Origin of the sequence: Nocardia carnea (genome assembly GCF_029868855.1) — a bacterium.
Taxonomy (GTDB): domain Bacteria; phylum Actinomycetota; class Actinomycetes; order Mycobacteriales; family Mycobacteriaceae; genus Nocardia; species Nocardia carnea_A.
This window is the reverse complement of record NZ_JARWOV010000275.1, coordinates 1-1,269: the sequence shown is the minus strand read 5'-3', so window position 1 is coordinate 1,269 and position 1,269 is coordinate 1. Positions and strand designations below refer to the sequence as shown.

Sequence of the window (1,269 nt, the reverse complement as noted above, 5' to 3'; positions counted from 1 at the left end):
GGCCCCCCTCCATCCGGGGCCGCGGGGCCCGCCCCCCCCCCCCCCCCGGGCCCGGGGGGGGGGGTTTGGGGGCGCCCTGGGGCGTGGGGGTGGTGGGGGGGTGGTCCCGCGGCGCGGGCCCCCCCCCCCCCCCGGCACAGGTGGGCGCGAACCGCCCAGGCCGACTGGAATCGCCGGTCGTCGACCTCGGCGTCCAGGACCGCCAGCCCGGCGGCGGGGCCGTGCACGCGGGCGGTCGCGGCGGCGAGCGACGTCGCGCTACCGAGCGTCGGGGCGAAACGGTGCAGCGCACGGTGGAGGTCGAGAATGACGACGGGATCGGCGCCGGCACCCTCGGCCGCCTGGATCGCGGCCTCGAGCTGATATCGGCCGACGGTGGCGAACGAGTAGGCACGGCGGAGGTGGGCACGGCCGCGCACGACGAGTTCGGCGTCCCAGCGGCGGCGGTCCTGGCGCTCGAGCGGTATGTAGTCGCCCGTGGCGTCGATGCGCGCGGGTATGCGGGCCGTGCACAGGTCGATGAGGGCCGCCAGGCCGTGTGCTTCGGGATCGTCGGGCAGCACCTGGGTGAGTACCTCGGCCAGGTGCAGCGCCTCACCGGTCAGCGACTCGTGCAGTTCGCGGCCTGTTGTGTGCCAGTCGATCGCGAATGCGCCGTAGACCGCTTCCAGTACTGCGTCCACCCGGGCCGGGAGTTCTGCGGGCGCGGGCACGCGGAACGGTATGCGCGCCTGTCTGATTCGCTTTTTCGCCCGGGTCAGGCGCGCCGCCGTCGTCGCCGTGGGCACGGAGAACGCCCGCCCGATCTGTTCGGCGGTGCAGCCGAGCAGGGTGTTGAGCATCAACGGGGTCCGGGCCGGTGGGTCGATGGCCGGGTGGGCACAGACGAACAGGAGCTCGAGCCGCCGGTCCTCGAGGACCTCCGGATCGATCCGATCCAGCAGGCCCGGGTCGTGCCGCACCGGGTCGAGCGCCACGGTACGGCGCGCCGGCGCCCCGGCGACGACATCACGGATCCGGTTGCGGGCCACGGTCAGCAACCAGGCGTCGGGATTGGCGGGAACGCCGTCGACCGGCCAGTGCCGCACCGCCCGTTCGAAGGCGTCGGCCAGCGCATCCTCCGCGGTGGTGACATCACCGCAGCGGGCCGCGAGCAATGCCAGCAGCCGGCCGTAGGAGGTGGGGGGGGCGGGGGGGGGCCCCCCCCCCCCCGCCGGGACCGAGACGCCCGCGACAAAACGGGGGGAACACCCGGGGGGCCCGGGCGGC

Annotated in this window: 1 protein-coding gene; it reads right to left on the bottom strand. The window is 75.6% G+C overall.

Annotated features, from left to right (window positions below; translation table 11 throughout):
* Positions 1–1,269: RNA polymerase sigma factor (locus QH195_RS28500; RefSeq protein WP_280437661.1), on the bottom strand; the 1,269-nt coding region annotated here is incomplete at both ends.